The 26,238-nt window shown below is 65.2% G+C and carries 27 protein-coding genes; 8 read left to right on the forward strand and 19 right to left on the reverse strand.

The features are described from left to right. The 5 genes from AC3FKH_RS11625 to AC3FKH_RS11645 form a co-directional block, all read left to right on the forward strand. Positions 1-881: 3-hydroxyacyl-CoA dehydrogenase family protein (locus AC3FKH_RS11625; RefSeq protein ID WP_488675660.1), on the forward strand; the 881-nt coding region annotated here is incomplete at its 5' end. Between the two features lie 48 nt (positions 882-929). Beyond that, positions 930-1,709 (forward strand): oxepin-CoA hydrolase, alternative type, encoded by a 780-nt coding sequence (locus AC3FKH_RS11630; protein ID WP_488675662.1) that lies wholly within the window; start codon positions 930-932, stop codon positions 1,707-1,709. A gap of 83 nt (positions 1,710-1,792) precedes the next feature. Further along, positions 1,793-2,518, forward strand: coding sequence for a histidine phosphatase family protein (locus AC3FKH_RS11635; protein WP_488675664.1), 726 nt, complete (start codon positions 1,793-1,795; stop codon positions 2,516-2,518). A 68-nt stretch (positions 2,519-2,586) separates the two neighbouring features. Continuing rightward, positions 2,587-3,663, forward strand: coding sequence for a phosphotransferase (locus tag AC3FKH_RS11640; protein WP_488675666.1), 1,077 nt, complete (start codon positions 2,587-2,589; stop codon positions 3,661-3,663). A gap of 220 nt (positions 3,664-3,883) precedes the next feature. Next, complete coding sequence (locus tag AC3FKH_RS11645) at positions 3,884-4,882, forward strand: Bug family tripartite tricarboxylate transporter substrate binding protein (protein WP_488675668.1); 999 nt, start codon at positions 3,884-3,886, stop codon at positions 4,880-4,882. 165 nt (positions 4,883-5,047) lie between these two features. Here the strand turns inward: AC3FKH_RS11645 and AC3FKH_RS11650 are convergent, their stop codons facing one another. Beyond that, positions 5,048-6,112, reverse strand: coding sequence for a CAP domain-containing protein (locus AC3FKH_RS11650; RefSeq protein WP_488675670.1), 1,065 nt, complete (start codon positions 6,110-6,112; stop codon positions 5,048-5,050). Between the two features lie 303 nt (positions 6,113-6,415). Then, positions 6,416-7,354, reverse strand: coding sequence for a LysR family transcriptional regulator (locus AC3FKH_RS11655; protein WP_488675672.1), 939 nt, complete (start codon positions 7,352-7,354; stop codon positions 6,416-6,418). Between the two features lie 150 nt (positions 7,355-7,504). On the opposite strand from AC3FKH_RS11655, the gene AC3FKH_RS11660 reads away from it, so the two are divergent. After that, positions 7,505-8,767 (forward strand): acyl-CoA dehydrogenase family protein, encoded by a 1,263-nt coding sequence (locus tag AC3FKH_RS11660; RefSeq protein ID WP_483710955.1) that lies wholly within the window; start codon positions 7,505-7,507, stop codon positions 8,765-8,767. 138 nt (positions 8,768-8,905) lie between these two features. Continuing rightward, positions 8,906-9,598 (forward strand): glutathione binding-like protein, encoded by a 693-nt coding sequence (locus AC3FKH_RS11665; protein ID WP_488675675.1) that lies wholly within the window; start codon positions 8,906-8,908, stop codon positions 9,596-9,598. 50 nt (positions 9,599-9,648) lie between these two features. On the opposite strand, the gene AC3FKH_RS11670 is transcribed toward AC3FKH_RS11665, so the two are convergent. Beyond that, a complete protein-coding gene (locus AC3FKH_RS11670; protein WP_488675676.1) occupies positions 9,649-10,488 on the reverse strand; it encodes a hypothetical protein in 840 nt (279 codons plus the stop codon). Positions 10,489-10,750: 262 nt separating this feature from the next. On the opposite strand from AC3FKH_RS11670, the gene AC3FKH_RS11675 reads away from it, so the two are divergent. After that, a complete protein-coding gene (locus AC3FKH_RS11675; protein WP_488675677.1) occupies positions 10,751-11,140 on the forward strand; it encodes a helix-turn-helix domain-containing protein in 390 nt (129 codons plus the stop codon). Positions 11,141-11,146: 6 nt separating this feature from the next. Here the strand turns inward: AC3FKH_RS11675 and ureG are convergent, their stop codons facing one another. The 16 genes from ureG to cyoB form a co-directional block, all read right to left on the reverse strand. Beyond that, the gene (gene ureG, locus AC3FKH_RS11680; protein WP_488675679.1) at positions 11,147-11,776 is read right to left on the reverse strand and encodes an urease accessory protein UreG; all 630 of its coding nucleotides are present in this window, start codon (positions 11,774-11,776) and stop codon (positions 11,147-11,149) included. Between the two features lie 14 nt (positions 11,777-11,790). Then, entirely contained in the window at positions 11,791-12,483 is a 693-nt protein-coding gene (locus AC3FKH_RS11685; protein WP_488675681.1) for an urease accessory protein UreF, read from the reverse strand. Positions 12,484-12,504: 21 nt separating this feature from the next. Further along, the gene (ureE, locus tag AC3FKH_RS11690) at positions 12,505-13,116 is read right to left on the reverse strand and encodes an urease accessory protein UreE (RefSeq protein WP_488675682.1); all 612 of its coding nucleotides are present in this window, start codon (positions 13,114-13,116) and stop codon (positions 12,505-12,507) included. Between the two features lie 9 nt (positions 13,117-13,125). After that, positions 13,126-14,844 carry an urease subunit alpha gene (ureC, locus tag AC3FKH_RS11695; protein ID WP_488675684.1) on the reverse strand — a complete coding sequence of 573 codons (1,719 nt, stop codon included), beginning with the start codon at positions 14,842-14,844 and terminating at the stop codon, positions 13,126-13,128. Then, positions 14,841-15,146 (reverse strand): urease subunit beta, encoded by a 306-nt coding sequence (locus AC3FKH_RS11700; RefSeq protein WP_488675686.1) that lies wholly within the window; start codon positions 15,144-15,146, stop codon positions 14,841-14,843. The genes ureC and AC3FKH_RS11700 overlap by 4 nt, the downstream gene beginning before the upstream one ends. 10 nt (positions 15,147-15,156) lie before the next feature. Beyond that, entirely contained in the window at positions 15,157-15,768 is a 612-nt protein-coding gene (locus AC3FKH_RS11705) for a HupE/UreJ family protein (protein WP_488675687.1), read from the reverse strand. 30 nt (positions 15,769-15,798) lie between these two features. Further along, a complete protein-coding gene (locus tag AC3FKH_RS11710; RefSeq protein WP_488675689.1) occupies positions 15,799-16,101 on the reverse strand; it encodes an urease subunit gamma in 303 nt (100 codons plus the stop codon). A 43-nt stretch (positions 16,102-16,144) separates the two neighbouring features. Continuing rightward, complete coding sequence (locus AC3FKH_RS11715) at positions 16,145-17,014, reverse strand: urease accessory protein UreD (RefSeq protein ID WP_488675690.1); 870 nt, start codon at positions 17,012-17,014, stop codon at positions 16,145-16,147. A gap of 133 nt (positions 17,015-17,147) precedes the next feature. Beyond that, positions 17,148-17,840, reverse strand: a complete 693-nt coding sequence (gene urtE, locus AC3FKH_RS11720) for an urea ABC transporter ATP-binding subunit UrtE (RefSeq protein WP_483729821.1) — start codon at positions 17,838-17,840, stop codon at positions 17,148-17,150. Between the two features lie 2 nt (positions 17,841-17,842). Then, positions 17,843-18,691: an urea ABC transporter ATP-binding protein UrtD gene (gene urtD, locus AC3FKH_RS11725; protein ID WP_488675692.1), complete on the reverse strand. Its 849-nt coding sequence runs from the start codon at positions 18,689-18,691 to the stop codon at positions 17,843-17,845. Continuing rightward, on the reverse strand, positions 18,688-19,902 hold the full coding sequence (gene urtC / locus AC3FKH_RS11730; RefSeq protein ID WP_488676268.1) for an urea ABC transporter permease subunit UrtC: 1,215 nt from the start codon (positions 19,900-19,902) through the stop codon (positions 18,688-18,690). Before urtC ends, urtD begins: the two co-directional genes overlap by 4 nt. Continuing rightward, positions 19,902-21,554, reverse strand: a complete 1,653-nt coding sequence (gene urtB, locus AC3FKH_RS11735; RefSeq protein ID WP_488675694.1) for an urea ABC transporter permease subunit UrtB — start codon at positions 21,552-21,554, stop codon at positions 19,902-19,904. The genes urtC and urtB overlap by 1 nt, the downstream gene beginning before the upstream one ends. Positions 21,555-21,647: 93 nt before the next feature. Next, positions 21,648-22,904 (reverse strand): urea ABC transporter substrate-binding protein, encoded by a 1,257-nt coding sequence (gene urtA, locus AC3FKH_RS11740; RefSeq protein WP_483710941.1) that lies wholly within the window; start codon positions 22,902-22,904, stop codon positions 21,648-21,650. A 354-nt stretch (positions 22,905-23,258) separates the two neighbouring features. Then, a complete protein-coding gene (cyoD, locus tag AC3FKH_RS11745; RefSeq protein ID WP_483710940.1) occupies positions 23,259-23,609 on the reverse strand; it encodes a cytochrome o ubiquinol oxidase subunit IV in 351 nt (116 codons plus the stop codon). Continuing rightward, positions 23,610-24,257, reverse strand: a complete 648-nt coding sequence (cyoC, locus tag AC3FKH_RS11750) for a cytochrome o ubiquinol oxidase subunit III (protein ID WP_483710939.1) — start codon at positions 24,255-24,257, stop codon at positions 23,610-23,612. 5 nt (positions 24,258-24,262) lie between these two features. After that, positions 24,263-26,236 carry a cytochrome o ubiquinol oxidase subunit I gene (gene cyoB, locus AC3FKH_RS11755; protein WP_488676270.1) on the reverse strand — a complete coding sequence of 658 codons (1,974 nt, stop codon included), beginning with the start codon at positions 26,234-26,236 and terminating at the stop codon, positions 24,263-24,265. Positions 26,237-26,238: the final 2 nt, after the last annotated feature.

Genomic DNA, 26,238 nt, shown 5'->3' on the forward strand with positions numbered 1-26,238 from the left:
TCGACATCGACAACGTCATGCGCGAGCAAGCGGGCTTCCGCATGGGGCCATTCGAGCTGATGGACCTGACCGGGCTCGATGTGTCGCACCCGGTGATGGAATCGATCTACAACCAGTTCTACCAGGAGCCGCGCTACCGCCCGTCGCCGATCACGGCGATCCGCTCGGTCGGCGGGCTGGTCGGGCGCAAGGCCGGCGCGGGCTTCTACCGCTACGTGGATGGCCAGAAGCAGATCCCGGCCACGGCCGCGGTTCCGTCGGCACGACCGGCCAGCGTGTGGGTCAGCCGCGCCAGCGAGCGTGGCCATGCCATGGTGACCAAGCTGCTCGGCGCACTTGGTATCACGCCCGAGAGCGGTGAGCAGCCGTCCGCCGATGCGCTGATCGTCGTCACGCCGCTGGGCCTCGACGCCACCACCACCGCGCTCCGGCAAGGCCTGGACGCCTCGCGCACGGTGGCCATCGACACGCTGCTGCCCTTCGAGGCCACCAGGCGCCGCACGCTGATGACCACGCCCGCCACCGGCGCCGCCGCGCGCGACGCCGCGCATGGCCTGTTCGCCAGCGACGGCGTGCCGGTCACGGTGATCCGCGACTCGGCCGGCTTCATTGCCCAGCGCGTGCTCTGCTGCATCATCAACATCGCCAGCGATATCGCGCAGCAACGCATTGCCTCGCCGGCGGACATCGACCTGGCCGTGAACCTTGGCCTGGGCTACCCCAAGGGTCCGCTGGCCCTGGGCGATGCCGTGGGTCCGCAACTGGTGCTGGAGACCTTGCGCAATATGGAAGCGCTGACCGGCGACATGCGCTACCGCCCGAGCCCGTGGCTGTGGCGCCGTGCGGGCCTGGGCCTGTCGCTGCTGGCCGAAGAGAACTGAGGAGCCTCGGCTCCCCCGCCCCCGCCCCCGCAATACCCGAGGCTGCCCATGACCGCGCAACTGCTTTCTTCCCGCGTCGACTCGACGCTGGTACTGACCATCTCCAACCCGGAAGCGCGCAACGCGCTGCATCCGGACATCTACGCCGCTTCGTTCGAGGTGCTGAACGCCGCCGCCAGCGATGATTCGCTACGCGCGGTCATCATCACCGGCGCCGACGGCATCTTCTGCGCCGGCGGCAACCTGAACCGGCTGCTCGGCAACCGCTCGAAGCCACCCGAAGTCCAGGCGGAGAGCATCGAGACACTGAACCACTGGATCGAGACGCTGCACGCGTTCCCCAAGCCGGTTATCGCGGCAGTGGAAGGCGCGGCTGCCGGCGCGGGCTTCTCGGTGGTGCTGGCCTGCGATTTCGTGGTGGCCGCGAGCGATGCCAAGTTCGTCATGGCCTACGTCAAGGTCGGCCTGACGCCCGATGGCGGCGGCTCGTATGAACTGGCGCGCGCGCTGCCGCGTGCCCTGGCCAGCGAGCTGATGATGGAAGGCAAGCCTGTCGATGCCGCCAGGCTCGCGCAGTTCGGCATGGTCAACCGCGTGGTGCCGCCGGGCCAGGCACTGACCGAAGCGCTGCAGCTGGCCGAGGGGCTGGCCGTGCAGTCGCCGCATGCGGTCGGCCGCATCAAGGGCCTGATCAACCATGCGGCGGCAGCCTCGCTGACGGAACACCTTGCGGCCGAGCGCGACAATTTCGTGGCGGCCCTGCATCATCCGGATGGCGGCGAAGGCATTGGCGCCTTCCTGGAAAAGCGCAAGCCGCGCTACCGCTGAAGGTTGCCTTGATCACCGCGGCGCTTTGCGCCGCCGCAGCCAGCCCGCGCAAGACGGGCCTGCCCGAATGATGGGAGACATGCATGGAATTGCCGCCGTCCTCGCGCCGCCGCATCTACCTGATGCGCCATGGCGCCGTCTCATACTTCGATGAAGGCGGCCGTCCCGCGCTGCCCGAGATGGTGCCGCTCAACGAGACCGGCCGCATGCAGGCCACCGCCGCCGGGCGCGCGTTCGCGGCCGAGGGAATACGCTTCGACCGCGTCATCGTCAGCGACCTGCCCCGCACCGTTGAAACCGCCGAACTCGTGCTGGCCGAACTCCCCGACATGCAGGACGTACAGCCCGAAGTCTGGCCCGATCTCCGGGAGATCCGTGGCGGCGACCTGTCGGCCATTGCTACCGAGGCCCTGCGCGACGCCTTCGTCGGCGCGTTCGAAGGTGAAGTGCCCGAGGACAAGCGCTTCCTGAACGGCGAGACCATCGGCCAGTTTCTCGACCGCGTCCTGCCTGCCCTGCAACGGCTGCGCGACGACCCGGGCTGGGATACGGTGCTGCTGGTGCTGCATGGCGGCACCAATCGCGCGATCCTGTCGCAGGCCATCACCTGCGGGCGGCGCGTGTTCTTTGGCTCGCTGCTGCAGACCGCGGGTTGCATCAATGTGCTCGACATGGGCGACGATCCGCTCGACTGGGTCGTGCGCATGACCAACTATTCGCCGCCTACGCCTGTGCATAGCGGCTCGCGCCACACCACCATGGAAGTCCTGCTGCACCAGTACCTGCGCGGACGGCAGCCCCCTGCCTGAGGTGCCGGCCCGCACACCGAACGTCATACCCTCATACCCGATAGCACCAGAACATCACCGGAGACAGCATGAGCAGCAACGTATCGCACTTCGAAGGCACGCGCCCCGTGGCGGATCAGCAGCGTTTTGACATCGCCGGGCTGGAAGCCTGGATGCGCCAGCATGTGGAAGGCTTTGCCGGCCCGCTGAGCGTGGAGCAGTTCAAGGGCGGCCAGTCCAACCCGACCTTCAAGCTCGTCACGCCGGGCCAGACCTACGTGATGCGCGCCAAGCCCGGCCCCAAGAGCAAGCTGCTGCCGTCGGCCCATGCGATCGAGCGCGAGTACCGCGTGATGGCCGCACTGGCTGGCACCGACGTGCCGGTCGCGAAGATGTATGCGCTGTGCGAGGACGAATCGGTGATCGGCCGCGCCTTCTACATCATGGAGTTTGTCAGCGGCCGCGTGCTGTGGGACCAGTCGCTGCCGGACATGACGCCGACCGAACGCACCGCCATCTACGACGAGATGAACCGCGTGATCTCGGCCATGCACAGCGTCAACTACCAGGCCATCGGGCTGGGCGACTACGGCAAGCCCGGCAACTACTTCCAGCGCCAGATCGAGCGCTGGAGCAAGCAGTACAAGCTGTCGGAGACCGAGTCGATTCCGGCCATGGATGCACTGATGGACTGGCTGCCGCAGCATATTCCGCAGGAAGACGCCGACCTCACCTGCATCGTCCACGGCGACTACCGCCTCGACAACCTGATGTTCCACCCGACCGAGCCGCGCGTGCTGGCCGTGCTTGACTGGGAACTGTCGACGCTGGGCCACCCGATGGCCGACTTCGGCTACCACTGCATGAGCTGGCATATCGCGCCGGGGCAGTTCCGCGGCATCGCGGGCCTGGACCATGCCGCGCTGGGCATCCCCGATGAGGCCGCCTATCGCCGCCTGTACGAGCAGCGTACCGGCCGCCCCATCACCGGCGACTGGAATTTCTACCTGGCCTTCAGCATGTTCCGCATCGCCGGCATCCTGCAGGGCATCATGAAACGCGTGGTGGATGGGACGGCTGCCTCGGCGCAGGCGCTCGACGCCGGCAAACGTGCGCGCCCGATGGCGGAGCTCGGCTGGGAATACGCCAAGAAGGCGAAACAATGATCACCTGACCGCCGAGGTCCGCGATTTTGCGGGCCAGCCAAGTCATCAGACAACAACGCGCTACGGCGCGTTGTTCTATTTCTGGCAATGTACCCCGCCACGTTAGGGGGTTACTGCACGCGTCTCAGTATTTCCCCGATGTCAGATTCGCCCAAATCCCTCTACTATGCAAGCCATGTTGTATGACGACTGATAATTAAGCGATTTATGGAGATATTGTATGACCTCTCGCCGCACGTTCCTGCAGCAGGCATCCAGCCTGGCCGCGCTCGGCGCGCTTGGTGGCGCATCCCTGGCGGCTCCGCGCCTCGCTCATGCCGCCGATGCGTGGCCGAATCGCCCGATCCGGCTGATCGTGCCCTACCCGGCCGGCGGCTCGTCGGACATCATCGCGCGCATGATCAGCAAGCAGCTCGGCGAGGCACTGGGACAGCCGATCGTGGTCGACAACCGTCCCGGCGCCAACGGCAACATTGGTGCGGCCATGGCAGCGCAAGGCACAGATAACCACACGCTGCTGCTCTGCGACGTGGGCGCGCTGGCGATCAGCCCGTCCGTGTACACCAAGCTGACGTTCAGTCCGGGCAAGGACCTGAAGGGCGTGGCCATGCTGGCCTATTCGCCGCACCTGCTGGTCGTGCATCCGTCGGTCAAGGTGTCGAACCTGAAGGAACTGGTCGATCTGTCGCAGACGACGCAGCTGAACTTCGCCGTCACGGCCATCGGCAGCGCGCCGCACCTGGCCGGCGTGGCGGTGGCCCAGGCTACCGGCGCAAAGTGGCAGTACGTGCCTTACAAGGGCGGTTCGCAGGCGATAGCCGATACCGTCGGCGGCACCGCCCAGGTGCTGATGAACGGCATGCTGGCCACGCTGCCGCAGGTGCAGGCCGGCAAGCTCAAGCTGATCGCGGTTTCCAAGCGCACGCGCATGCCGCTGGTGGGCCAGACGCCGACCATCGCCGAACAGGGCGTGCCTGGCTTTGAATCCGGCACCTGGCAAGGCATGATGGCGCCGCGCGGCATGCCTGATGCCATCGTGAACCGGGTCAACGCCGAGCTGGTCCGCATCATCCGCTCGCCCGATATCCGCGCGCAACTCGCGGGACAGGGTGCGGAAGTGGTGACGATGACGCCGGCGGAAACCAGCCGCTTCTACCAGACTGAGGAGGCCCGCTGGGCCAAGGTGGTCAAGGCCGCTGGCGTGAAGCTGGACGCCTGACGGTGCCAGCCTGTTGAAGAAAGCCCGATAGAAACAAGAAAGGCGGGACGATGGATCCCGCTTGCTTCATGCCTGCGGCGCTCAGTCCCCGAGCGCGACCCCTTCGCGTCTCGGGTCGGCACCGCCCGCCCGCGGGCCCGTCCGGCGGCGCCCCATCAACCGTCTTCAGCGCGTGGTGAACGACCAGTTCAGGCTGACCGGTTGCGCGCCGAGCTTGCCGCTCACGGCGACGCTGTAGCGCTGGCCGCTGGCCAGCGGCGCCACCGGCGTGCAGATCGCCAGGCCGCGTGCGGCAGCGGACAGTCCGGACGAGCGGCTGTCCACCTTCAGGCAGTCGACGTTGCGGCCCTGCGCGTCGGTGATTGTGAAGCTGTCGGCATCGAACTGCAGCGACGGGTTGATCGCCTGCAGCGACACCGGGTAGCCCAGGGTCTTGCCGTCGTACCCTGGCGCCGGATTGGGGCTTTCCGAGTTGACCCAGCTGGCCGGCACGTCGGCCTGCCCGTCGAACGGATACGCGACCATCTGGCTATCCGTGCCGCCCTTCGATGCGTCGGCAAGATCGACGGTCTGGTAGTAGTAGGCGGCAGTGCCGCCGCCATTGGGGCCCACGCTCTCTGCATAGCCACTGCCGGCAGAGCCGTAGCTGCCCAGCAGCGCGGCGCGGTGGAATGGCGCGTTGATGAGATCCGATACAAGCGAGTCCTTCGGCGACAGCGAAAGCTGTGCGTTGGCGACCGACGTCCACTTATTCGCCGCTGCCACCACCTCTGCGTTGGCATTGGTCGGGTACGCAGCCTGGATACGCGCGTCGGGCGTGGCGCCGGTGTAGCCAGGCTTGCCCGAGACTTCGTCGTGCGTCAGCGTCTGGTTGGCCAGCATGTAGGCCGTGTGGTTCTGTGCCACGTTGTTGAGCGCATCGCGCGCCGCCAGCGGCGGCAGGCCGACCTGTTCGCGCCGGTAGTTGGCATAGCACAGGCCTGCGCTGCGCGCGTCGTCGAGCACGCGATAGTTGCCGACCGCGCTGCCGAGCGCGGGCAGCAGCGTCACGCCGCCCCCGGCCGGCGGCGCAGGCCTGGCGCCGCTGACCGTATAGCAGCCGCCCGTCGTGACTGCCGTGCCCGCAGCCTGGGTCGACGCGCTCTGCCCGGACGGCTGTGCGCCGCCGGCCGCGGCCGTACTGCCGCCATCTCCGTCGCCCCCGCCGCCACAGGCGGCAAGAACCGACAACAGCGCGGCGCCACACAAGGTTCGCAGGCGCAGCGGCTCAGCGCGTGAATGGATTGAAATGGATGCGTGTTCAGCAGGCAGGCGTTTCCCGTTCATCATCTGGATGGTCGTGGTTCTGATGGAGAAACTGCCCGTGGCAGCCCGGCAGGCGGGCGCAGCAGGACATCACCGGAACGCAGGCGCGGGCTTGCGAGGTGACGCCGGGGGCAGACGTGACCCGACGATGGTAGGGAGGGGGTATGCGAGCGTCCAGCCTGCTAACAATGGCTTACGTGTGACCCGTGCGCGCTGCACAGGAAGGCATCAGGCCGCTGGCGCGGACTCCGGCGCGCTGCCGCTGAGTGAGGCCATTACCGTCATCAGCTGCTCGCGCAGCCAGCGGTTGGCGCCGTCGTTTTCACCGCCGGCATGCCAGTACAGATGCAGCTCCAGCGACGGCACCTTGAAGGGCAGCGACAGGATGCGGTTGGCATAGGGTTCGTTGGCGATGCGCGCGTAGCGCAGCGGCAGCGTCGCCAGCAAGTCGGTACAGCTCACCACGCGGCAGGCTGCTGCGTAATGCTGGCAGCGCAGCCTTACGCGGCGCGTCAGCCCCATGCGGTGCAAAGACTGGTCTTCCAGGCCCGCACCGCGCCGCCGCGAGGACACGTGTACATGTTCCGCGGCCAGGTAGCGTTCGAGCGTCAGTTCCTTCTTGACCAGCGGATGGTCTCGGCGCGCCAGCACGACCATCGGGTCCGCCATGAACGGCGCGTGATGGATGGCCGGCGATACCGGCAGCAGGATATCGATAGCGGTATCGATGGTGCCGGCCAGCAGTTCGGATTCCATCTCGCGCCGGTCAAAGCGGATCGCGGCGATCTCCACCTGCGGGGCCGCGGCCGTCACGCGCGCCATCAGCGGCGGCAACAACGTCGATTCCAGCGCGTCGCGCATGCCGATGGTGAAGCGCCGCACGGTGTTGGCTGGATCGAAATGCGGCGTGTCCTGCAGCGTGCGCGCGAAGGACTGCAACGCCGTGCGGATCTCCGACGCGAGCGAGCGCGCCAGCGGCGTCGGTGCCATGCCCTGCCCGCGGCGCTCGAACAGCGGGTCATCGAACAGGCCGCGCAAGCGACCCAGCGCATGGCTCACGGCGGGCTGCGTCAGGTTAAGCTGGCGCGCGGCCGCGGTGATGCTGCCTTCGCTGTAGATGGCGTCGAACACCACAAAGAGATTGAGGTCGATGCGGGATAGCTGCATGGCTGCCATTCTGGCACGGAATGCAGGGCATTGATACTGGCAAATCCAGAAAATTCATTTTTGTTATTACCAAGTTTCGGATAGAGTGCGTTGCATCGGCTCATGCCGCGCCGTGACGTAGCGCACCACCCCTGGTTACGAGGAGACCACATGCAATTCGAATACACGCCGAAGGTCAAGGAGATGCAGGCCAAGCTGCTGGCCTTCTTCGACCAGCACATCTACCCGAACGAAAAGCGCTTCTACGAAGAAATCAACGCCAACCGCCAGGCCGGCAACGCCTGGGTGCCGAGCAAGCTGATCGAGGAACTGAAGCCCAAGGCGCGCGAAGCCGGCCTGTGGAACCTGTTCCTGCCGCGCTCGCCGCGCGCACCGCAAGGCCTGTCGAACCTCGAATACGCAACCCTGTGCGAGATCATGGGCCGGGTGCCCTGGTCGGCCGAGGTCTTCAACTGCGCCGCGCCCGACACCGGCAACATGGAAACCCTGGAACGCTACGCGTCCGAGGCACTGAAGGACCAATGGCTCGAGCCGCTGCTCGCCGGCGAGATCCGCTCGGCCTTCCTGATGACCGAGCCCGCGGTAGCCTCGTCCGATGCCACCAACATCGAATGCCGCATCGAGCGCGACGGCGACCACTACGTGATCAACGGCACCAAGTGGTGGTCGTCGGGCGCCGGCGATCCGCGCTGCAAGGTCTACATCGTGATGGGCAAGACCGATCCGAACGCGGGCCGCCACGAGCAGCAGTCGATGGTCGTGGTGCCGGCCGACACGCCGGGCATCACCATCAAGCGTTTCCTGCCCGTGTTCGGCTATGACGACGCGCCGCACGGCCACATGGAGATCGAACTGAAGAACGTGCGCGTGCCGGTTTCGAACATCCTGCTGGGCGAGGGCCGCGGCTTCGAGATCGCCCAGGGCCGCCTCGGCCCGGGCCGCATCCACCACTGCATGCGCAGCATCGGCGTCGCGGAACGCGCGCTGGAGCTGCTGTGCAAACGCGCCTTGTCGCGCGTGGCGTTCGGCAAGCCGGTCGCCAACCAGGGGGTCACGCAGGAACGCATCGCCGAGGCTCGCTGCGAAATCGAAATGGCCCGCCTGCTCACGCTCAAGGCTGCCTACATGATGGACACCGTGGGCAACAAGGTGGCCAAGGCCGAGATCGCGATGATCAAGGTGGTGGCCCCGAACGTGGCGCTGAAGGTGATCGACTGGGCCATCCAGGTGCACGGCGCCGCCGGCGTGTCGAGCGACTTCCCGCTGGCCAACTGGTGGGCACACCAGCGCACGCTGCGCCTGGCCGATGGTCCGGACGAGGTGCACCGCAACGCCATCGCCAAGCTCGAACTGGCCAAGCACATGGGCATCGACCCGAAGGAAGTGAAGATGCCGGTGGCACGCGGCTTCTGAGCCCGCCCCGGCAGAACTGCCGGGCAGCCCTGCCGGCAGTATGGAAACGCGCAGCCTGTCTGCGCGTTTTTTTCTTCTGTGCTTAAATCGCTCGACCCTTCCCCGGAATTTCGTATTGCAGTCAGGAGACTTCTCGCAATGATCGATGTCTACAGCTGGGCGACGCCCAACGGCCACAAAGTCCATATCATGCTTGAGGAGTGCGGCCTCGAGTACAAGGTCCACCCGGTCAATATCGGCGCGGGCGACCAGTTCGGCGAGGACTTCCTGAGGATCAGCCCGAACAACAAGATCCCCGCCATCGTCGACAGCGACGGCCCGGATGGCGAACCGATCTCGCTGTTCGAGTCCGGCGCCATCCTGCTCTACCTGGCCGGCAAGACCGGCAAGTTCCTGCCCGAAGACGTGCGCGGCAAGTACGAAGCGCTGCAGTGGCTGATGTTCCAGATGGGCGGCGTCGGCCCGATGCTCGGCCAGGCCCACCATTTCCGCATCTACGCGCCGGAAAAGATCGAGTACGCGGTCAACCGCTATACCAATGAGGCCAGGCGCCTGTACGGCGTGATCGACAAGCAGCTCTCGCAACACGATTGGCTGGCTGGCGACCAGTACACGATTGCAGACATCGCCACCTTCCCGTGGCTGCGCAGCTGGCAGAACCAGGGCGTGGAACTCGACGACTATCCGAACCTCAAGCGCTGGTTCAACACCATCGCCGAACGTCCGGCCGTCAAGCGCGGCGTGGAAGTCCTGGCCAATGCGCGCAAACCGCTGCAGGACGACAAGGCGCGCGAAATGCTGTTCGGCGCCACGCAGTACAAGCGTCATTGATGCGCGACTGCCCCGGGCGGCTTTGCATGCCGCCGGGGCGACGCCGCCGCTCAGGCCGGCACGCATGCCTCCTGATTTCCGTACGGCGCATGCGTCATCTCCACGACACCGGACCTCGCGCCGGGCAACCTTCGCGAAGCTTCGCGATAATCGCGCACCCCGGCCTGGGCCGCGCCACTGCAACACAGCAAGCCGGCAGAGGGCAGCAATGCCTCCAGGCTGTACGACTCATGCGGGTCTGGCACGAACAACGTCCCGGGCTGTATGAAATTCAGATAAGTCTCCCCACCCTGCGACCAGCGTACGCAAAACACGCCGCGATGGCATAGCGCCCAGAGCAGGCCGCCGACCTGAACGCACGTCCCTGCCGTCAATTGCGCGAATCCTGCGCGCATGACCGGCATTGGCTGCGTGCCGCCGTAGACGAGTCCCAGCTCGTCGCTGACGTCGTCGCGTATCGTGGCCAGACATCCCAGCGCGCCGCATGACAGTTCACCTTGCAACAAGGTGTCTTCGAATGACGCGGCGTCGCCACAGGCGGAACTATCATCGGGGACGACGCGGACCAGGATGCTGTCGATCGCCGCGCGGACTTGCATCGGCATGCCCGGCATCGGCGCGAACATATCGCCACAGCCGATCAGCACCGCGTCGTGACCGGGCGCGGCGATGCGGATGCCGCCGCGCAGGCAAGCCCACCATTCGCCGCGCATGGCCATGAAGGCGCGCTGCGATTGACCGGCCGGCAGGAAGACCAAGTCGCACGTGCTGCCCGGCCCTGCACAGGCCGGCAACAAGCGTGAATGAAATCCGATATGAAGGTCCGCGGAAGCGGCGTGGGCGCGGCCGAAAGAATGCATGGGCGCGTCGAACAGCGAATAGATCTGCATGGCAATCCCCTGACAGAGCGAAGGAGACACGATGGTCCCCATTAACGCAACGACACCCGCGCATTCGACGCGAGCCTGCCCTTGCGTGTTGCCCCGTTTGGCACGGCCATCAGGCCGCCCGGTTCCTGCCACGGTGCTGCGCCCTTTTTTTGCACATCCCTTGAACTGCGGATCAGGCACCAATGGTGAGTGAGAATATAAGTTGTCGTGGCCGCAGCGTCAAACTTCTAGTGTCCTGTTCCGCAGAACTGTCACATCGATCATGACTGACCAGACTCTCAGACAATTCGGATTGCATCTTGCCAGGCTGCGCAAGCAGCGTGGCTGGTCGCAAGAAACACTCTCGCTGGAAAGCGGACTGGCCCGTTCGTACCTGAGCGGCATAGAACGCGGCAAGCGCAACCTGGCGCTGCTCAACATCTGCATGCTGGCGGATACGCTCGGCGTGCCGCCCTCGGACATGCTCGACTTCCCCAAGCATGGCAGCGCCGTGGCCCAGGTGGAAGAACCGCGCTCGGTGTTCGGCAATGCGCAGAACGCGGCGATAGAAGCCACGATGCGGCACATGGCCGAACTCAACGAAATCGAGGTGGACCTGGTCGCGGCCGTGGCCCGTGCGCTGGCGCGCAAAGGCAGCTACAGGCAGGCGTGAGTGGGCTCAGAGGCCCAGCATGCCCTGGCGCTCGATAAAGCGGATCACCTCGTCCAGCCCCTGCCCCGACTTGACGCTGCCCATCACGAACGGGCGTTCGCCGCGCATCTTGCGCGCATCGCTTTCCATCACTTCGAGCGACGCGCCGACATACGGCGCAAGGTCGGTCTTGTTGATGACGAGCAGGTCGGACTTGGTGATACCCGGTCCGCCCTTGCGCGGGATCTTCTCGCCGCCGGCCACGTCGATCACGTAGACGGTCAGGTCGGACAACTCCGGGCTGAACGTGGCCGCGAGGTTGTCGCCGCCTGACTCGATGAAGACCACGTCGGCATCCGGGAACCGCGCCAGCATGCGGTCGACGGCTTCAAGGTTGATCGACGCATCTTCGCGAATGGCCGTGTGGGGGCAGCCGCCGGTTTCCACCCCCATGATGCGCTCGGCAGGCAGCGCGCCGGAGATCGTCAGCAGGCGCTGGTCCTCCTTGGTGTAGATGTCGTTGGTGATGGCGACCAGGTCATAGCGGTCGCGCATCGCCTTGCACAGCATCTCCAGCAGCGTGGTCTTGCCGGAGCCGACGGGACCGCCGACGCCGACGCGCAACGGAGGGTTCTTCTTGGTACGAGCCTGGGTCATGATCGCTTCCTGATTCAGGAACGGAACAATCGGGAATACTGCGTTTCGTGGCGTGACGACAGCAAACCCAGCATTGGGGAAAAGGTGGAAAGCCGCGGTGGCGATGCCGTGGCGCGCTGCACGGCATCGCGCACTGCAGCCAGCACCGCATCGTGCAGGCGCCGCAGCATGTGCTGCCCGGCCACTTGGCCCAGCGGCACAGTCTTGATGGCGGCGGCGACCTGGTTTTCCGCCCAGTTGAAGCAATAGGCGGCCAGGCCTTCGCGCTCGTCGATCTCCAGCGCCACGCAGGCAGCGGTAAAAGCGGTGGGCAGGCACGTTGGCGACAGCGCGGCTAACTGCTCGCGCAATGCCAGTTCGCCCCATTCCATCTGCCCTACCAGCTTCGCGAGCGACCAACCCATCTGCTCGGTCTCCAGACGCAATTCGGATGTTTCGCGCGTGGCGTGGAACCAGTCATTCCAATCGCGGATTGCATCGAGATCCATGGTGCGCCAGTGGCGATGGAGCAGCAGCCACAGCGGGGCCTCGCATTGGGCTTGTACATGCAAGAGGTTGTCGCGGATCCATTGCTCGGCGGAATCGGCATCGCGGACGTAGCCGCTGTCGATCGCGGCTTCAAGCCCCTGCGAGTAGCTGAAGCCGCCGATGGGTAGCGCGGGTGAGGCAAGGTGCAACAGGGAGATGAGTTGGCGCAGCGGGGTCATGGTCGGCGTGACATCACACGTTCAGTGCTTGTGTCCGCAGCCGGGGCCGTGGACGTGCCCTTCTGCGCCATGATCATCGTCGTGGCTGTGATGGTGCGAGTGCGCGTGCCCATCCCCATGATGCTCATGAAACACCGCCTGCGCCGCCGCATAGTCCTCGGCGAACGTCGCGTCATGCCCGTGCTTGTGTCCACCGCCATACGCACCCGCTTCTGGCTCGAATGGCGCCTCAGCTTGAACGGCCTGCACGCCAAGACGCGCAAGCATGTCCGCCAGCACCGGATCGAACTCGAGCCGCAAATAATCGCGACCCACTTCCACCGGCGTATGCCGGTTGCCAAGGTGATACGCCGCGCGCATCAGCGCTTGCGAGTCCACGGCGCGGACTTCCAGCACGCGTTCCGGCGCGGCCAAGACTTCGACAAAGCTGCCGTCTTCAGCCACCAGCAGGTCGCCGCCGCGCAGTACCGTTCCGCGCGACAGGAACAACGCGGCCTCTTCTCCGTTGTCGAGCACCGCGCGCAGGCGGCTCTTGCTGCGTTCAGAGAACGGCAGGACCAGCTTCGGGGCGCGGCGCACCAGCACGGCGGCAATGCCGTGCGGGGCGCTCAGGACTTTGTCGATCTTCAGCATTGGAGAATGTCAGAACAGGAAATAGCGCTGCGCCATGGGCAGCTCGGTGGCCGGCTCGCACATCAGCAACTGGCCATCGGCCACGACCTGATAGGTCTCCGGATCGACGGTGACGTGCGGCTGCCAGTCATTGTGCACCATGTCGCGCTTGCTCACGGTGCGCGTACCGCGCACCGCCGACAGCGTTTTTGCCAGGCCGTAACGCTCACCGACATTCGCAGCGAGCGCGGCCTGCGAGACAAAGGTCAGCGACGACCGGTGCAGCGCGCCGCCCGCCGACGCGAACATCGGACGGTAGTGCACAGGCTGCGGCGTCGGGATCGAGGCATTGGGGTCGCCCATCGCCGCGGCGGCGATCATCCCGCCCTTCAGGATCAGGCTTGGCTTCACGCCGAAGAACGCCGGACGCCACAGCACCAGGTCCGCCCACTTGCCCACTTCGATCGAACCCACCTCATGCGCGATGCCATGCGTGACCGCCGGGTTGATCGTGTACTTGGCGATGTAGCGCCTGACGCGGAAATTGTCGTGACCGCCACGCGCATCGTGCGGATCGCCGGGCAGCTTGCCGCGCTGCGCGGCCATCTTGTGCGCAGTCTGCCAGGTGCGGATGATGACCTCGCCCACGCGCCCCATGGCCTGCGAATCGCTCGAGATCATCGAGAACGCGCCAAGGTCGTGCAGGATGTCTTCGGCGGCGATGGTCTCGCGGCGGATGCGGCTTTCGGCGAAGGCGATATCCTCGGCAATGGACGGGTCCAGGTGGTGGCACACCATCAGCATGTCGAGATGCTCGTCCAGCGTGTTGACCGTGTAAGGCCGCGTCGGATTGGTCGACGATGGCAGCACGTTGGCCTCGCCGCACACCTTGATGATGTCCGGCGCATGGCCGCCGCCGGCGCCCTCGGTGTGATACGTGTGAATGGTGCGGCCCTTGAACGCGGCGATGGTCGCCTCGACAAAGCCCGCTTCGTTAAGCGTATCGGTGTGGATCGCTACCTGCGTATCGGTTGCATCGGCCACCGACAGGCAGGTGTCGATTGCCGCAGGCGTCGTACCCCAGTCTTCGTGCAGCTTGAGGCCGATGGCGCCCGCCTCTACCTGCTCCAGAATCGGCGCCGGCTGGCTGGCGTTGCCCTTGCCCAGCAGCCCAATGTTCATCGGATAGGCGTCGATGGCCTGCAGCATGCGCTCCATGTACCACGGCCCCGGCGTCACCGTGGTCGCAAACGTGCCCGTGGCCGGACCCGTGCCGCCGCCGATCATGGTGGTCACGCCACTCATCAGCGCCTCTTCGATTTGCTGCGGGCAGATGAAGTGAATGTGCGAGTCGATGCCACCAGCCGTGACGATCATGCCCTCGCCCGCAATCACTTCTGTGCCGGGACCAATCACGATGGTCACGCCCGGCTGGATATCCGGATTGCCAGCCTTGCCGATCCCCGCGATGCGTCCGCCCTTCAAGCCGATATCGGCCTTGACGATGCCCCAGTGGTCCACGATCAGCGCATTGGTGATCACGGTATCGACGCAGTCCTTCGCCATGCGCTGGCTCTGCCCCATGCCATCGCGAATCACCTTGCCGCCGCCGAACTTCACTTCTTCGCCGTAGATCGTGAAGTCCTTCTCGACTTCGATCACGAGCCCGGTGTCGGCCAGGCGCACGCGGTCTCCGGTGGTCGGGCCGAACATTTCGGCATAGGCCTGCCTGGAGATCTTCACCATCACAGCGCTCCCATGATCTTGCCGTTGAAGCCGTAGACGATACGGTCGCCATCGAGCGCCACCAGTTCCACGGTACGCGTCTGGCCCGGCTCGAACCGCACCGCAGTGCCGGCCGCGATATTGAGACGGAAGCCGCGCGCGGCCGCGCGATCGAACGACAGCGCGGCGTTGGTCTCGTAGAAATGGAAATGCGATCCGACCTGGATCGGACGGTCGCCGGTGTTGGCAACCACTACGCTCACCGTGGGCCGGCCGGCATTGAGTTCGATCTCGCCGTCGGCGGGTATCAGTTCACCAGGGATCATCGTCGTCTCCTCACGCAATCAGCAGGCCGGCACCATACAGCGCCACCCCCGCTCCGGCCACGCGCGCGAGCCAGCCCGCACGATGGCGCAGGACCGTACCCGCGACAATGCCAAGGAGGTGCAGCACCATGGTCGCTACCGCGAAGCCGCCGACATAGGCCAGCACAGCTGGCAGCGCCGCAGCCGTCGCGGGCAGCTCGGCACCGTGCGCATAGCCATGGAATACCGCGAAGCCGCCCACGATCGCCATGCCGGCCGATGCCGGCAGCTTTGCGCGCATCGCCACCAGCACGCCCACCACCAGCAGCGATGCCGCGATCATCGGCTCGACCGCTGGCAGCAGCAGCCCTGACAGACCCAGCGCGGCACCGACCAGCATCAACGCGACGAAGGCAAGCGGCAGGCGCAACGTATCTGCAGCCGAGCGCGCGCCCAGTGCGCTCCAGACACCCACTGCGGCCATCGCCAGAAGGTGGTCGGCGCCGGTGAACGGATGCAGCAGTCCCGCCCACAGGCTGGCGCCAACGGTAGCGGCATCATGGCCCGGGTGGGCGAACGCGGAGACGGCAGCGAAGGCCAGCGTAGCGCCCATGGCCAGGCGCGAGCATGCGAAACGTTTCATAGCGGCTCTCGGTGGATGTTGTTGGTGTTGTCAGATAATCGGATGGTGCACCGTGACGAGCTTGGTGCCATCCGGAAACGTCGCTTCGACCTGGATCTCGGGAATCATCTCGGCCACGCCCTCCATCACGTCTTCGCGGCTCAGCACGGTGGTGCCTTCGTGCATCAGTTCGGCCACGGTGCGGCCATCGCGCGCGCCTTCCATGATTGCGGCAGTGATAAGCGCCACGGCTTCCGGATAGTTGAGCTTGAGCCCGCGCGCGCGCCGACGTTCGGCCAGCAGTGCGGCGGTGAAGATCAGCAGCTTGTCTTTCTCTCTCGGTGTCAGTTCCATCGTCGTTGTCCTTGTCGTTCTCGAATGCCTGGTTCCTGATAGCTCATGTCGCCCAAAGCCGCAGTGGCCGTGCCGGCACGCGGTGGATCGGCCCGCGCAGCGCGCTCCACGCGTCGACCAGGAGTTGCCTGACTGGCTCCATCTGCCGGCCCAGCACGCGCAGCAGCAGCATCGACTGCGCCGGTGTCGACAGGCAGGTCACGCCAGCGCGCAGGTCCGCCGTGAGCGGCAGGCGCTCGGCCAGCGTCTCGGCAAGTTCCTGCGTGGCTGCGCTGCCCACCGCCCAAAGCGTGCCCAGCACGGACATCCCATCCAGCCCCGGCAACGCAACGCGCAATGGTGAAGCGGCGTCCAGATGCGATTGCTCGATCCATAACGCGCGCCCGTCGCAGCGCACCTGCGTGTCGAGCCAGAGCGCGCCGCGCGCCCACTGCTCGCCGGACGCCTGCCGCCCGAGCACCACGGCATCCCAGCCGATGGCGCTGCCGCCCGACGCGATATCGAGTTCGGTCACGATGCGCGCGCGTGCATCGTCGAATACGATGTTCTCCTGCGGCAGCCAATCGAGCCGGGCGCCGTCATCCACGGTCAGCCGCACATGCTGGCACGCATCACGGCCGAGCGACTTGTACCACTTGGTGGCACCGGGCGTCGCGATGACCGCGTGCGTGCCGGCTTCCGCATGCAACGCGATATCGAGACTGTCGCCGCCCGCCACGCCTGCCGGCGGATGCAGGATGACGGCGTGGCAGATGCCGCCTTCGGGATAAAGCGGCTTCTGCACCATCAACGGGCCCTGGTGTTGGCGAAGGGCCAGCACGGTACGCTCGCCGCGTGCGGCAAAGCGCAGGCGCAAGCTGGCCTGCCATGCAGGCGGCATGGCGACGGTGGCGGGAAAATCAGGATGACGCATGGCTCGATGAATAGACCGGCGATGCAGGCGGGGGCGAGCCGCAGCAAGCGCCGCAGCGGATGCCGGAAATCATAGCGCGCCGGCCGCCGGCGCGAAAGCGCAGCGCACGGTACTCGCTCTCCGCCTTGCACGCTTACACGGCGATCAGCTCCCGCACTCCATCCTGCTCCATATTGGCCCCCTCGCCTTTCGCCACGACTTCGCCGCGGCTCATGACCACGTAGTGATCGGCGATATGGCGCGCGAACTCGTAGTACTGCTCGACCAGCAGCACCGTCATGCCGAACTCGTCGACCAGCAGCCGCAGCGCACGCCCGATGTCCTGGATGATCGACGGCTGGATGCCTTCGGTCGGCTCGTCGAGGATCAGCAGGCCCGGCTCGCTCATCAGCGCACGGCCGATGGCAAGCTGTTGCTGCTGCCCGCCCGACAAGTCGCCGCCGCGGCGCTGGCGCATGGTGCGCAGCACCGGGAACAGCTGGTAGATCCGATCCGGCACGCCCGAAGGCCGCGCACGGCTGGCAGCGCCGATCAGCAGGTTTTCTTCCACCGTCAGCCGCGGAAAGATCTCGCGCCCCTGCGGCACGTAGGCAAGGCCGGCCGAAACTCGCTCATAGGGCGCCTTCTTCTCCAACGCACGGCCATCCCACTGGATGCTGCCGCTGCGCGTGGGCACCACGCCCATCAGGCACTTGAGCAAGGTGCTCTTGCCGACACCGTTGCGGCCCAGCAGCGTGGTCAGCTTGCCGCCCGGCACTTCGAAAGAAACGTTCCGCAGGATATGGCTGCCGCCATAGAACTGGTTCAGTGCATTGACCTGCAGCATGGCTATCTTCCCAGGTAGGATTCGATCACGCGTTCGTCGCGCTTGACGCTGTCCAGCGTGCCTTCCGCCAGCAAGCTGCCTTCGGCCAGCACCGTGACCTTGCCTTCGTCGCCGGCCAGCGCCGCGACGAATTCCATGTCGTGCTCGACCACCATCATCGAGCAGCTGCCGCGCAGGCTGTTCAGCAACGCGGCGAGCTGCATGGTTTCCTCATCGGTCATGCCGGCCACGGGCTCGTCCAGCAGCAACAGTTGCGGCTGCTGCATCAGCAGCATGCCGATCTCCAGGCGCTGCTTCTGGCCATGCGACAGCAGTCCCGCCGGGCGGTACGCCTCGTCCTCGAGGCCGGTTAGCGCGAGTGTTTCTTCAATACGCCGATGCCCTTCTCCCGTCAGCCGCGCGCGCAGCGACGACCACCATCGCTTGTCGGCCTTCATCGCCAGTTCGAGGTTCTCCCAGACGGCATGCTGCTCGAACACCGTCGGCTTCTGGAACTTGCGGCCGATGCCGACCTGCGCGATGCGCGGCTCGGTCATGCGCATCAGGTCGATGGTCTGGCCCAGGAACACGCGGCCGCTGACATTGGCATTGCGCGGGCCGGTCTTGCCGGTGATGACGTCCATCATCGTGGTCTTGCCGGCGCCATTGGGGCCGATCACGCAGCGCAGCTCGCCATGGTCGATCGACAGGCTCAGCTTGTTAAGCGCGCGAAAACCACCGAACTGCACCGTCAGGTCTTCGAGGTAGAGGATCGGACCATGCGACACATCGATCGTGCCGGGCTCCACCACGCGGCCCAGCCCCGTCGCATTGCCGCTTTCCGCCTGGCCATATTCGAGCGCGGCATTCATGCTTCACCTCCGGTGCGTCCTGCCACTGCAGGACTCGAAACAGGCTCCTTCGCGGCCGGTGCCGCCGGCATCGCGGGGCGGCTGCGCTCGCGCAGGCGCTTCAGCAGGCCGATCACGCCATCAGGCAGGTACAGCGTGACCAGCACGAACATCGCGCCGAGCAGGAACAGCCAGTACTCGGCGAAGTAGGCCGTGAACATCGTCTTGGCGCCGTTGACGAGGAACGCCCCGATCACCGGTCCGATCAGCGTGCCGCGGCCGCCAACCGCCACCCAGACAGCCATCTCGATCGAGTTGCCCGGCGACATCTCGCCCGGGTTGATGATGCCCACCTGCGGCACGTACAGTGCGCCGGCAATACCGCACAGCACGGCCGAGAACGTCCAGACGAACAGCTTGTAGCCGAGCGGGTTGTAGCCCGAGAACATCACGCGCATCTCGGCATCGCGCACGGCGGTCACCACGCGGCCGAGCTTGGACGTCACGATATAGCGGCAAGCCACGAATCCGGCGACCAACGCCAGGAAAGTCAGCACGAACAGTGCGGTGCGCGTCTGCGGCGCGGCCACCGCATAACCGGCGATGCGCTTGAAGTCGGTGAACCCGTTGTTGCCGCCGAAGCCCGTTTCATTGCGGAAGAACAGCAGCATCGCCGCATACGTCATGGCCTGCGTGATAATGGACAGGTACACACCCTTGATGCGCGAACGGAACGCGAAGAAGCCAAACAGCCAGGCCAGCACGCCCGGCAGCAGCACCACGAGCAGCAACGCGTAGCCGAGGTGCTCGGTGCCGTGCCAGAACCAGGGCAGATCCTTCCAGTCGAGGAACACCATGAAGTCCGGCAGGTCGCTCTTGTACACGCCTTCGCGCCCGATCGCGCGCATCAAGTACATGCCCATCGCGTAGCCGCCCAGGGCAAAGAACAGCCCATGGCCCAGGCTCAGGATGCCGCAGTAGCCCCACACCAGATCCAGCGCAATGGCGGCCAGCGCATAGCACATGATCTTGCCGATCAGCGTCAGCGCATAAGCCGACAGGTGCAGCGGATGGCCCTCAGGCACCAGCAGCGCGCACACCGGCACGCCGATGGCAACCACCACCGTCAAGGCCACCAGCAAAGTCCAACCGCGCCCGGTGAACAGCGGCTGACGTCCGGGCACGGCAAGCCGAAATTGCGTGGCCGGCGAATTGGAATGAAAGCTCTGCATCATGCCTCCGCGCTGCGCCCCTTGAGCGCGAAAAGTCCCTGCGGCCGCTTCTGGATAAAGAGCACGATCAGCACCAGGACGAAGATCTTGGCCAGCACCGCGCCGTAGAACGGCTCGATGAACTTGTTGATGATGCCGAGCCCGAACGCGCCGACGATCGTGCCCGCCAGCTGCCCGACTCCACCCAGCACCACGACCATGAACGAATCGATGATGTAAGCCTGGCCCAGGTCCGGGCCGACATTGCCGATCTGCGACAGCGCGCAGCCGCCCATGCCGGCAATGCCCGCGCCGAAGGCAAAGGCGTAGCTGTCCACCTTCCACGTGCGCACGCCAACGCAGGCGGCCATGGTGCGGTTCTGCGTGGTGGCACGCACGAACAGGCCAAGGCGCGTACGGTTGAGCACGGCCCAGGCAACCGCCACTACGGCGAGCGCGAACAAGATGATGACGATGCGGTTGTACGGAATCACAAGGCCTGGCATCCATTCGACGCCACCGCTCATCCAGGCCGGGTTCGCCACTTCGACGTTCTGCGCGCCGAACAGCGTGCGCACGGCCTGCATCAGCAGCAGGCTCACGCCGAATGTGGCCAGCAGCGTCTCCAGCGGGCGGCCATAGAGATGGCGCAGCACCAGGCGTTCCAGCACGAAACCGACGATACCCGCAGCCAGGAACGAGGCCGGCAGCGCTGCGGGCAGATACCAGTCGAACGCGCCGGGCGCGTAGGTGCGGAACAGCGTCTGCACGACGTAGGTGGCATACGCGCCGATCATCAGGAACTCGCCGTGCGCCATGTTGATGACGCCGATCAGCCCATAGGTGATCGCCAGGCCCAGCGCGGCCAGCAGCAGCACGCTGCCCAGGCTCAGGCCGGCGAACAGGTTGCCGATCAGGTCGGCGCGGCGCTGGTCGCTGCGCAATGCGTCGAGTGCCTGCTGCGCGGCCACGCGTACCTCGACATCGGGTTCCCGGTACTTGCCATCGCTGCCGCGCTCGACCAGCGGCGCCAGCTTCTGCCGGCTTTGCGGATTGCTGTCGCGGCCGAGGATGCGAATAGCCTCCATCCGCGCATCGCGCTGGGCCGTGTCGCCGGCGTGGGTCTCTTCGGCCAGTACAGTGGTGGCCCAGATCACGTCCAGCCGTGCGCGCAGGCCGGGATCGGCCTCAATCTTGCGCGCCGCTTCCACACCAGCGCGCGAGGCGCTTTCGGGTTGGTCATACAGCGTATTGATGGCCTGCGTGCGCACCGCGATATCGGGCGATTGCAGCTGCAGGCTGCTGGCCGCGCTATCCACGATCGCGCGCAGGCTGTTGTTAAGCGTCAGTGATTCCAGCTCATCGGCCTTGACCGTGACTGGCTTGCCGGTAATCGCGTCGACGGTCTTGTCTGCTTCCTGGCGCACCATGCCCACCGACGGGGCGTACTGCAGCGCGTCGTCCTGCAGCGCTTTCAGGATGGGTCCGGCCTGCTCCGGCGCAGCCTTGGCCAGTGCGTACAAGGCCGCGGTCTTGGCATCGAAATCGTCCTCGGCCAATGGCTTAAGGTCGGCCTGCGTCAGCGCAGCAGCCCACGGTGCCGTGGCGAGGAGCAGCGCTGCCAGCAAGGTGCGCAGCCACGGCATGGCATGAACGGATATCGAATAGCGCATAAGGGTTGGCACGTGCAAAGGTAATGGCGGACAGCGAACTACGCCGCTCTCCCGCACTCGAGAGAGCGGCGTCGCTTCATCAGGCGAAGTGGCTTACATCACCTTGTCCGGCTTGCCTTCATTGCCGGAGATGAACGGGCTCCACGGCTGCGCGCGGATGGGCTTGGCGGTCTTCCACACCACGGTGAACTGGCCGTCACCCTTCACTTCGCCGATCATCACCGGCTTGAACAGGTGATGGTTGTCGCCCATGGTCAGCGTGAAGCCGTCCGGTGCCTTGAAGGTCTGGCCGTACATGGCGGCGCGGACTTTGTCAGGATCGGTCGTGCCGGCCTTCTTCACGGCTTGTGCCCACATATGGATGCCGACATAGGTGGCCTCCATCGGGTCATTGGTGACACGCTTGTCGCCACCTGGCAGGTTGTTGGCCTTGACCCAGGCTGCCCACTGTTTCTTGAAGGCTTCGTTCTCGGGATTCTTGACCGACATGAAGTAGTTCCATGCGGCAAGGTGGCCGACCAGCGGCTTGGTATCGATGCCGCGCAGCTCTTCCTCACCGACGGAGAAGGCCACCACCGGCACATCCTTGGCCTTCAGGCCCGCGTTGCCGAGTTCTTTGTAGAACGGCACGTTGGAGTCGCCGTTGATGGTGGAGATCACGGCGGTCTTGCCGCCCTGCGAGAACTTCTTGATGTTGGCGACGATCGTCTGGTAGTCGCTGTGGCCGAACGGCGTGTAGACCTCTTCGATATCCTTGTCGGCCACGCCCTTGCTCTTCAGGAATGCACGGAGGATCTTGTTGGTGGTGCGCGGATAGACGTAGTCGGTGCCCAGCAGGAAGAAGCGCTTGGCGCCGCCGCCTTCCTTGCTCATCAGGTACTCGACCGCCGGAATGGCCTGCTGGTTGGGTGCTGCGCCGGTGTAGAAGACGTTCTTGGACATCTCCTCGCCTTCATACTGCACCGGGTAGAACAGCAGCGAGTTCAGCTCTTCATAGACCGGCAGCACGGACTTGCGCGACACCGAAGTCCAGCAGCCGAATGTGACCGCAACCTTGTCCTTGGTGATCAGCTGGCGCGCCTTCTCGGCGAACAGCGGCCAGTTCGACGCCGGATCCACGACCACCGGCTCCAGCTTGCGGCCGAGCACGCCACCACTCTTGTTGATCTCGTCGATGGTCATCAGCGCCACGTCCTTGAGCGACGTCTCCGAGATGGCCATGGTGCCGGACAACGAATGCAGGATGCCGATCTTGATCGGGTCCTTGGACTGCGCCATCGCCAGCGGGCTCGCGCCGATCATGGCCGCGGCGGCTACCGCCGACAGCTTCAGCATGTCACGTCGTTTCATTGCAGCTCCCAGTTTGTCGTTTGGTTACGGGACTCAACGCTCCCCGGGTGGTGCATCCGCAACTACCGTGCCATGGCTCGCCAGGCCATCGACGGATGGCCAGACGCCGCCGGGGCGCCCGGCAAGAGACAATTCCAGGGAGATACCGCGCGAAAGCACCATGCTGGTGCCGGGCGGGAACAGACGACGACGCACCGCGCGCGTGCACGGCGCAATCGGGTGCAAGCGAGGCCGCGGGCATGCCGGCGCCGAAAATGGGAAGGCGCCGGCAGGAATGCGGCGCCACGGTGCGCGATGCACCGCCACAAACAAGAACGGGGCCCGAAGGCCCCGTTGTCTATCGTCCAGAGACGATTACTTCATCATCCACGGCATCATGTTCGCGTTCATGTTGTGCATGATCCAAAGCGAGCCGGCCAGCACGATGAACAGGATCAGCAGCGTGAACAGGAACGACATCACGTTCCAGCGCTGTTCCTTCGAACCATCCATATGGAGGAAATACTTCAGGTGCACGACCACCTGCACCGCGGCCATGCCGAGGATGATCAGCAGGGTCGTGCCGCGGTCCATGGTGCCGTCCATCACGATCTTGAACGGGATGACGGTCAGGATCACCGCGAGCACGAAGCCGATCACATAGGACTTGAAGCTGCTGTGGCCGTGCGACTCGGCGTGGGCCGATGCTGCGTGTTGCTGTGCCATTTACATTGCCCCCATCAGGTAGACCACGGTGAAGACGCCGATCCACACGACGTCCAGGAAGTGCCAGAACAGGCTGAGGCAGTTCAGGCGCTTGGACATGGTCGGGGTCAGGCCCTTCTTGCTGACTTGCCACATCAGGACCAGCATCCACACCATGCCGCTTGCTACGTGCAGGCCGTGGGTGCCCACCAGCGTGAAGAACGACGACAGGAACGCGCTGCGGCTCGGGCCGGCGCCTTCGGCGATCAGGTGATGGAATTCATTGATTTCCATGTACATGAACGCGGCGCCCAGCGCGAACGTGATAGCCAGCCAGACCAGCACCCGCACTTTCGAGCGGTTCTGCAGCGAGATCATCGCGAACCCGTACGTGATCGACGAGAACAGCAGGATGAAGGTCTCGGTCAGCACGTAGTTGAGCTCGAACAGCTCCTTGCCCGACGGGCCGCCCGCCACTTCGCCGCGCAGGACGGCGAAGGCGGCGAACAGGCACGCGAACAAGATGCAGTCGCTCATCAGGTACAGCCAGAAACCAAAGATTGTGTTCTCGCTGGTGTCGTGGTGCGCGTGGTCGTGCGTGTCGTCATGCGAGTGCGCATGAGCCGGGGCTTGCGCCGCCCCGAAGCGATCAAGGACTTCTGTCGACATGGTTATCAGGCCTGCGAAGCAATGCGCTGCAGTTGGCGCGTTTCAATCTGCTCGACCTCGGCGGCCGGCACGTAGTAGTCGATGTGGTCATCGTTGGCGCGGCGGATGAACGACACCACCATGCCAACCAGGCCCACGGCGGCAAGCCACCAGATGTGCCAGACCAGGGCGAAGCCCAGCACCAGGCTGAACAGGCCCATCCAGAAACCGGCGCCGGTGTTCTTCGGCATGTGGATCTGCTCGTAGCCGGTGGTCGGGATGGTTTCGCCACGGGCCTTCATGTCGGCGAACGCGTCCAGGTCACGCACCACCGGGGTGTGCGCGAAGTTGTAGAACGGCGGCGGCGAGGACGTCGCCCATTCCAGCGTGCGGCCACCCCACGGGTCGCCGGTCACGTCGGCCAGCTTCTTGCGGTCGCGGATCGACACGACGATCTGCAGCACCTGGAAGAAGATGCCCAACGCCACGAACACCACGCCCACCACGGCCAGGTACAGCCACGGCGTCCAGGCCGGGTTGTCGGTGTGGTTCAGGCGACGGGTCATGCCCATCAGGCCCAGCACGTACAGCGGCATGAAGGCGAAGTAGAAGCCCACCAGCCAGCACCAGAAGGCGTACTTGCCCAGGCGCTCGTTCAGCTTGAAGCCGAACGCCTTCGGCCACCAGTAGGTGATGCCGGCCAGGTAGCCGAACAGCACGCCGCCGATGATCACGTTGTGGAAGTGGGCGATCAGGAACAGGCTGTTGTGCAGCACGAAGTCGGCTGCCGGAACGGCCATCAACACACCGGTCATGCCGCCGATCACGAAGGTGATCATGAAGCCCAGCGTCCACAGCACCGGCGTGGTCATCTGCACGCGGCCGCGGTACATCGTGAACAGCCAGTTGAAGATCTTCACCCCGGTCGGGATGGAGATGATCATGGTCGTGATGCCGAAGAATGCGTTGACGTTCGCGCCCGAGCCCATCGTGAAGAAGTGGTGCAGCCACACGATGAACGACAGCACCATGATGGCCGCGGTCGCGTACACCATGCCCTTGTAGCCGAACAGCTTCTTGCCCGAGAACGTCGCGATGACTTCAGAGAAGATACCGAACGCCGGCAGGATCAGGATGTACACCTCGGGGTGGCCCCAGATCCAGATCAGGTTCACGTACATCATGGCATTGCCGCCGCCATCGTTCGTGAAGAAGTGCATGTCGAAGTAGCGGTCCAGGCCCAGCAGTGCCAGCGACACAGTCAACACCGGGAAGGCAGCCACGATCAGCACGTTGGTGCACAGGGCGGTCCAGGTGAACACCGGCATGCGCATCAGGGTCATGCCCGGGGCGCGCATCTTCAGGATGGTCACCAGGAAGTTCACGCCGGTCAGCAGCGTGCCCAACCCTGAGATCTGCAAGGACCAGAGGTAGTAGTCCACCCCCACGCCCGGGCTGAAGTCCAGGCCGGACAGCGGCGGGTAGGCGAGCCAGCCGGTCTTGGCGAATTCGCCGACGCCCAGCGAGACGTTCACCAGCATGGCGCCCGACACGAACAGCCAGAACGACAGCGTGTTCAGGAACGGGAACGCCACGTCGCGCGCGCCGATCTGCAGCGGCACCACGAGGTTCATCAGGCCCGTCATCAGCGGCATGGCCACGAAGAAGATCATGATCACGCCGTGGGCGGTGAAGATCTGGTCGTAGTGTTCCGGCGGCAGCACGCCGTGGGCACCGTTCGTGGCGAGCGCCAGCTGCATGCGCATCATCAGCGCGTCGGAAAAGCCGCGCAGCAGCATGACCAGCGCGACCAGGCAGTACATCACGCCGATCTTCTTGTGATCGACCGAAGTGAACCACTCATTCCAGAGGTAGCCCCACTTCTTGAAATACGTGATCGCGCCTAGCAGCGCAGCGCCGCCGAGGGCGACGCCGGCCAGTACGACCATGATGATCGGCTCATGAAACGGAATCGCCGACAAACTCAATTTGCCAAACATCA

This window comes from Cupriavidus sp. 21MJTG02-4 (assembly GCF_057798975.1).

Coding starts and splice junctions, on each gene's coding strand:
- AC3FKH_RS11630 (WP_488675662.1), top strand. CDS start 930: ATGACCGCGCAACTGCTTTCTTCCCGCGTCGACTCGACGCTGGTACTG.
- AC3FKH_RS11635 (WP_488675664.1), top strand. CDS start 1,793: ATGGAATTGCCGCCGTCCTCGCGCCGCCGCATCTACCTGATGCGCCAT.
- AC3FKH_RS11640 (WP_488675666.1), top strand. CDS start 2,587: ATGAGCAGCAACGTATCGCACTTCGAAGGCACGCGCCCCGTGGCGGAT.
- AC3FKH_RS11645 (WP_488675668.1), top strand. CDS start 3,884: ATGACCTCTCGCCGCACGTTCCTGCAGCAGGCATCCAGCCTGGCCGCG.
- AC3FKH_RS11655 (WP_488675672.1), bottom strand. CDS start 7,354: ATGCAGCTATCCCGCATCGACCTCAATCTCTTTGTGGTGTTCGACGCC.
- AC3FKH_RS11660 (WP_483710955.1), top strand. CDS start 7,505: ATGCAATTCGAATACACGCCGAAGGTCAAGGAGATGCAGGCCAAGCTG.
- AC3FKH_RS11665 (WP_488675675.1), top strand. CDS start 8,906: ATGATCGATGTCTACAGCTGGGCGACGCCCAACGGCCACAAAGTCCAT.
- AC3FKH_RS11670 (WP_488675676.1), bottom strand. CDS start 10,488: ATGCAGATCTATTCGCTGTTCGACGCGCCCATGCATTCTTTCGGCCGC.
- AC3FKH_RS11675 (WP_488675677.1), top strand. CDS start 10,751: ATGACTGACCAGACTCTCAGACAATTCGGATTGCATCTTGCCAGGCTG.
- ureG (WP_488675679.1), bottom strand. CDS start 11,776: ATGACCCAGGCTCGTACCAAGAAGAACCCTCCGTTGCGCGTCGGCGTC.
- AC3FKH_RS11685 (WP_488675681.1), bottom strand. CDS start 12,483: ATGACCCCGCTGCGCCAACTCATCTCCCTGTTGCACCTTGCCTCACCC.
- ureE (WP_488675682.1), bottom strand. CDS start 13,116: ATGCTGAAGATCGACAAAGTCCTGAGCGCCCCGCACGGCATTGCCGCC.
- AC3FKH_RS11700 (WP_488675686.1), bottom strand. CDS start 15,146: ATGATCCCTGGTGAACTGATACCCGCCGACGGCGAGATCGAACTCAAT.
- AC3FKH_RS11705 (WP_488675687.1), bottom strand. CDS start 15,768: ATGAAACGTTTCGCATGCTCGCGCCTGGCCATGGGCGCTACGCTGGCC.
- AC3FKH_RS11710 (WP_488675689.1), bottom strand. CDS start 16,101: ATGGAACTGACACCGAGAGAGAAAGACAAGCTGCTGATCTTCACCGCC.
- AC3FKH_RS11715 (WP_488675690.1), bottom strand. CDS start 17,014: ATGCGTCATCCTGATTTTCCCGCCACCGTCGCCATGCCGCCTGCATGG.
- urtE (WP_483729821.1), bottom strand. CDS start 17,840: ATGCTGCAGGTCAATGCACTGAACCAGTTCTATGGCGGCAGCCATATC.
- urtD (WP_488675692.1), bottom strand. CDS start 18,691: ATGAATGCCGCGCTCGAATATGGCCAGGCGGAAAGCGGCAATGCGACG.
- urtC (WP_488676268.1), bottom strand. CDS start 19,902: ATGCAGAGCTTTCATTCCAATTCGCCGGCCACGCAATTTCGGCTTGCC.
- urtB (WP_488675694.1), bottom strand. CDS start 21,554: ATGCGCTATTCGATATCCGTTCATGCCATGCCGTGGCTGCGCACCTTG.
- urtA (WP_483710941.1), bottom strand. CDS start 22,904: ATGAAACGACGTGACATGCTGAAGCTGTCGGCGGTAGCCGCCGCGGCC.
- cyoD (WP_483710940.1), bottom strand. CDS start 23,609: ATGGCACAGCAACACGCAGCATCGGCCCACGCCGAGTCGCACGGCCAC.
- cyoC (WP_483710939.1), bottom strand. CDS start 24,257: ATGTCGACAGAAGTCCTTGATCGCTTCGGGGCGGCGCAAGCCCCGGCT.
- cyoB (WP_488676270.1), bottom strand. CDS start 26,236: ATGTTTGGCAAATTGAGTTTGTCGGCGATTCCGTTTCATGAGCCGATC.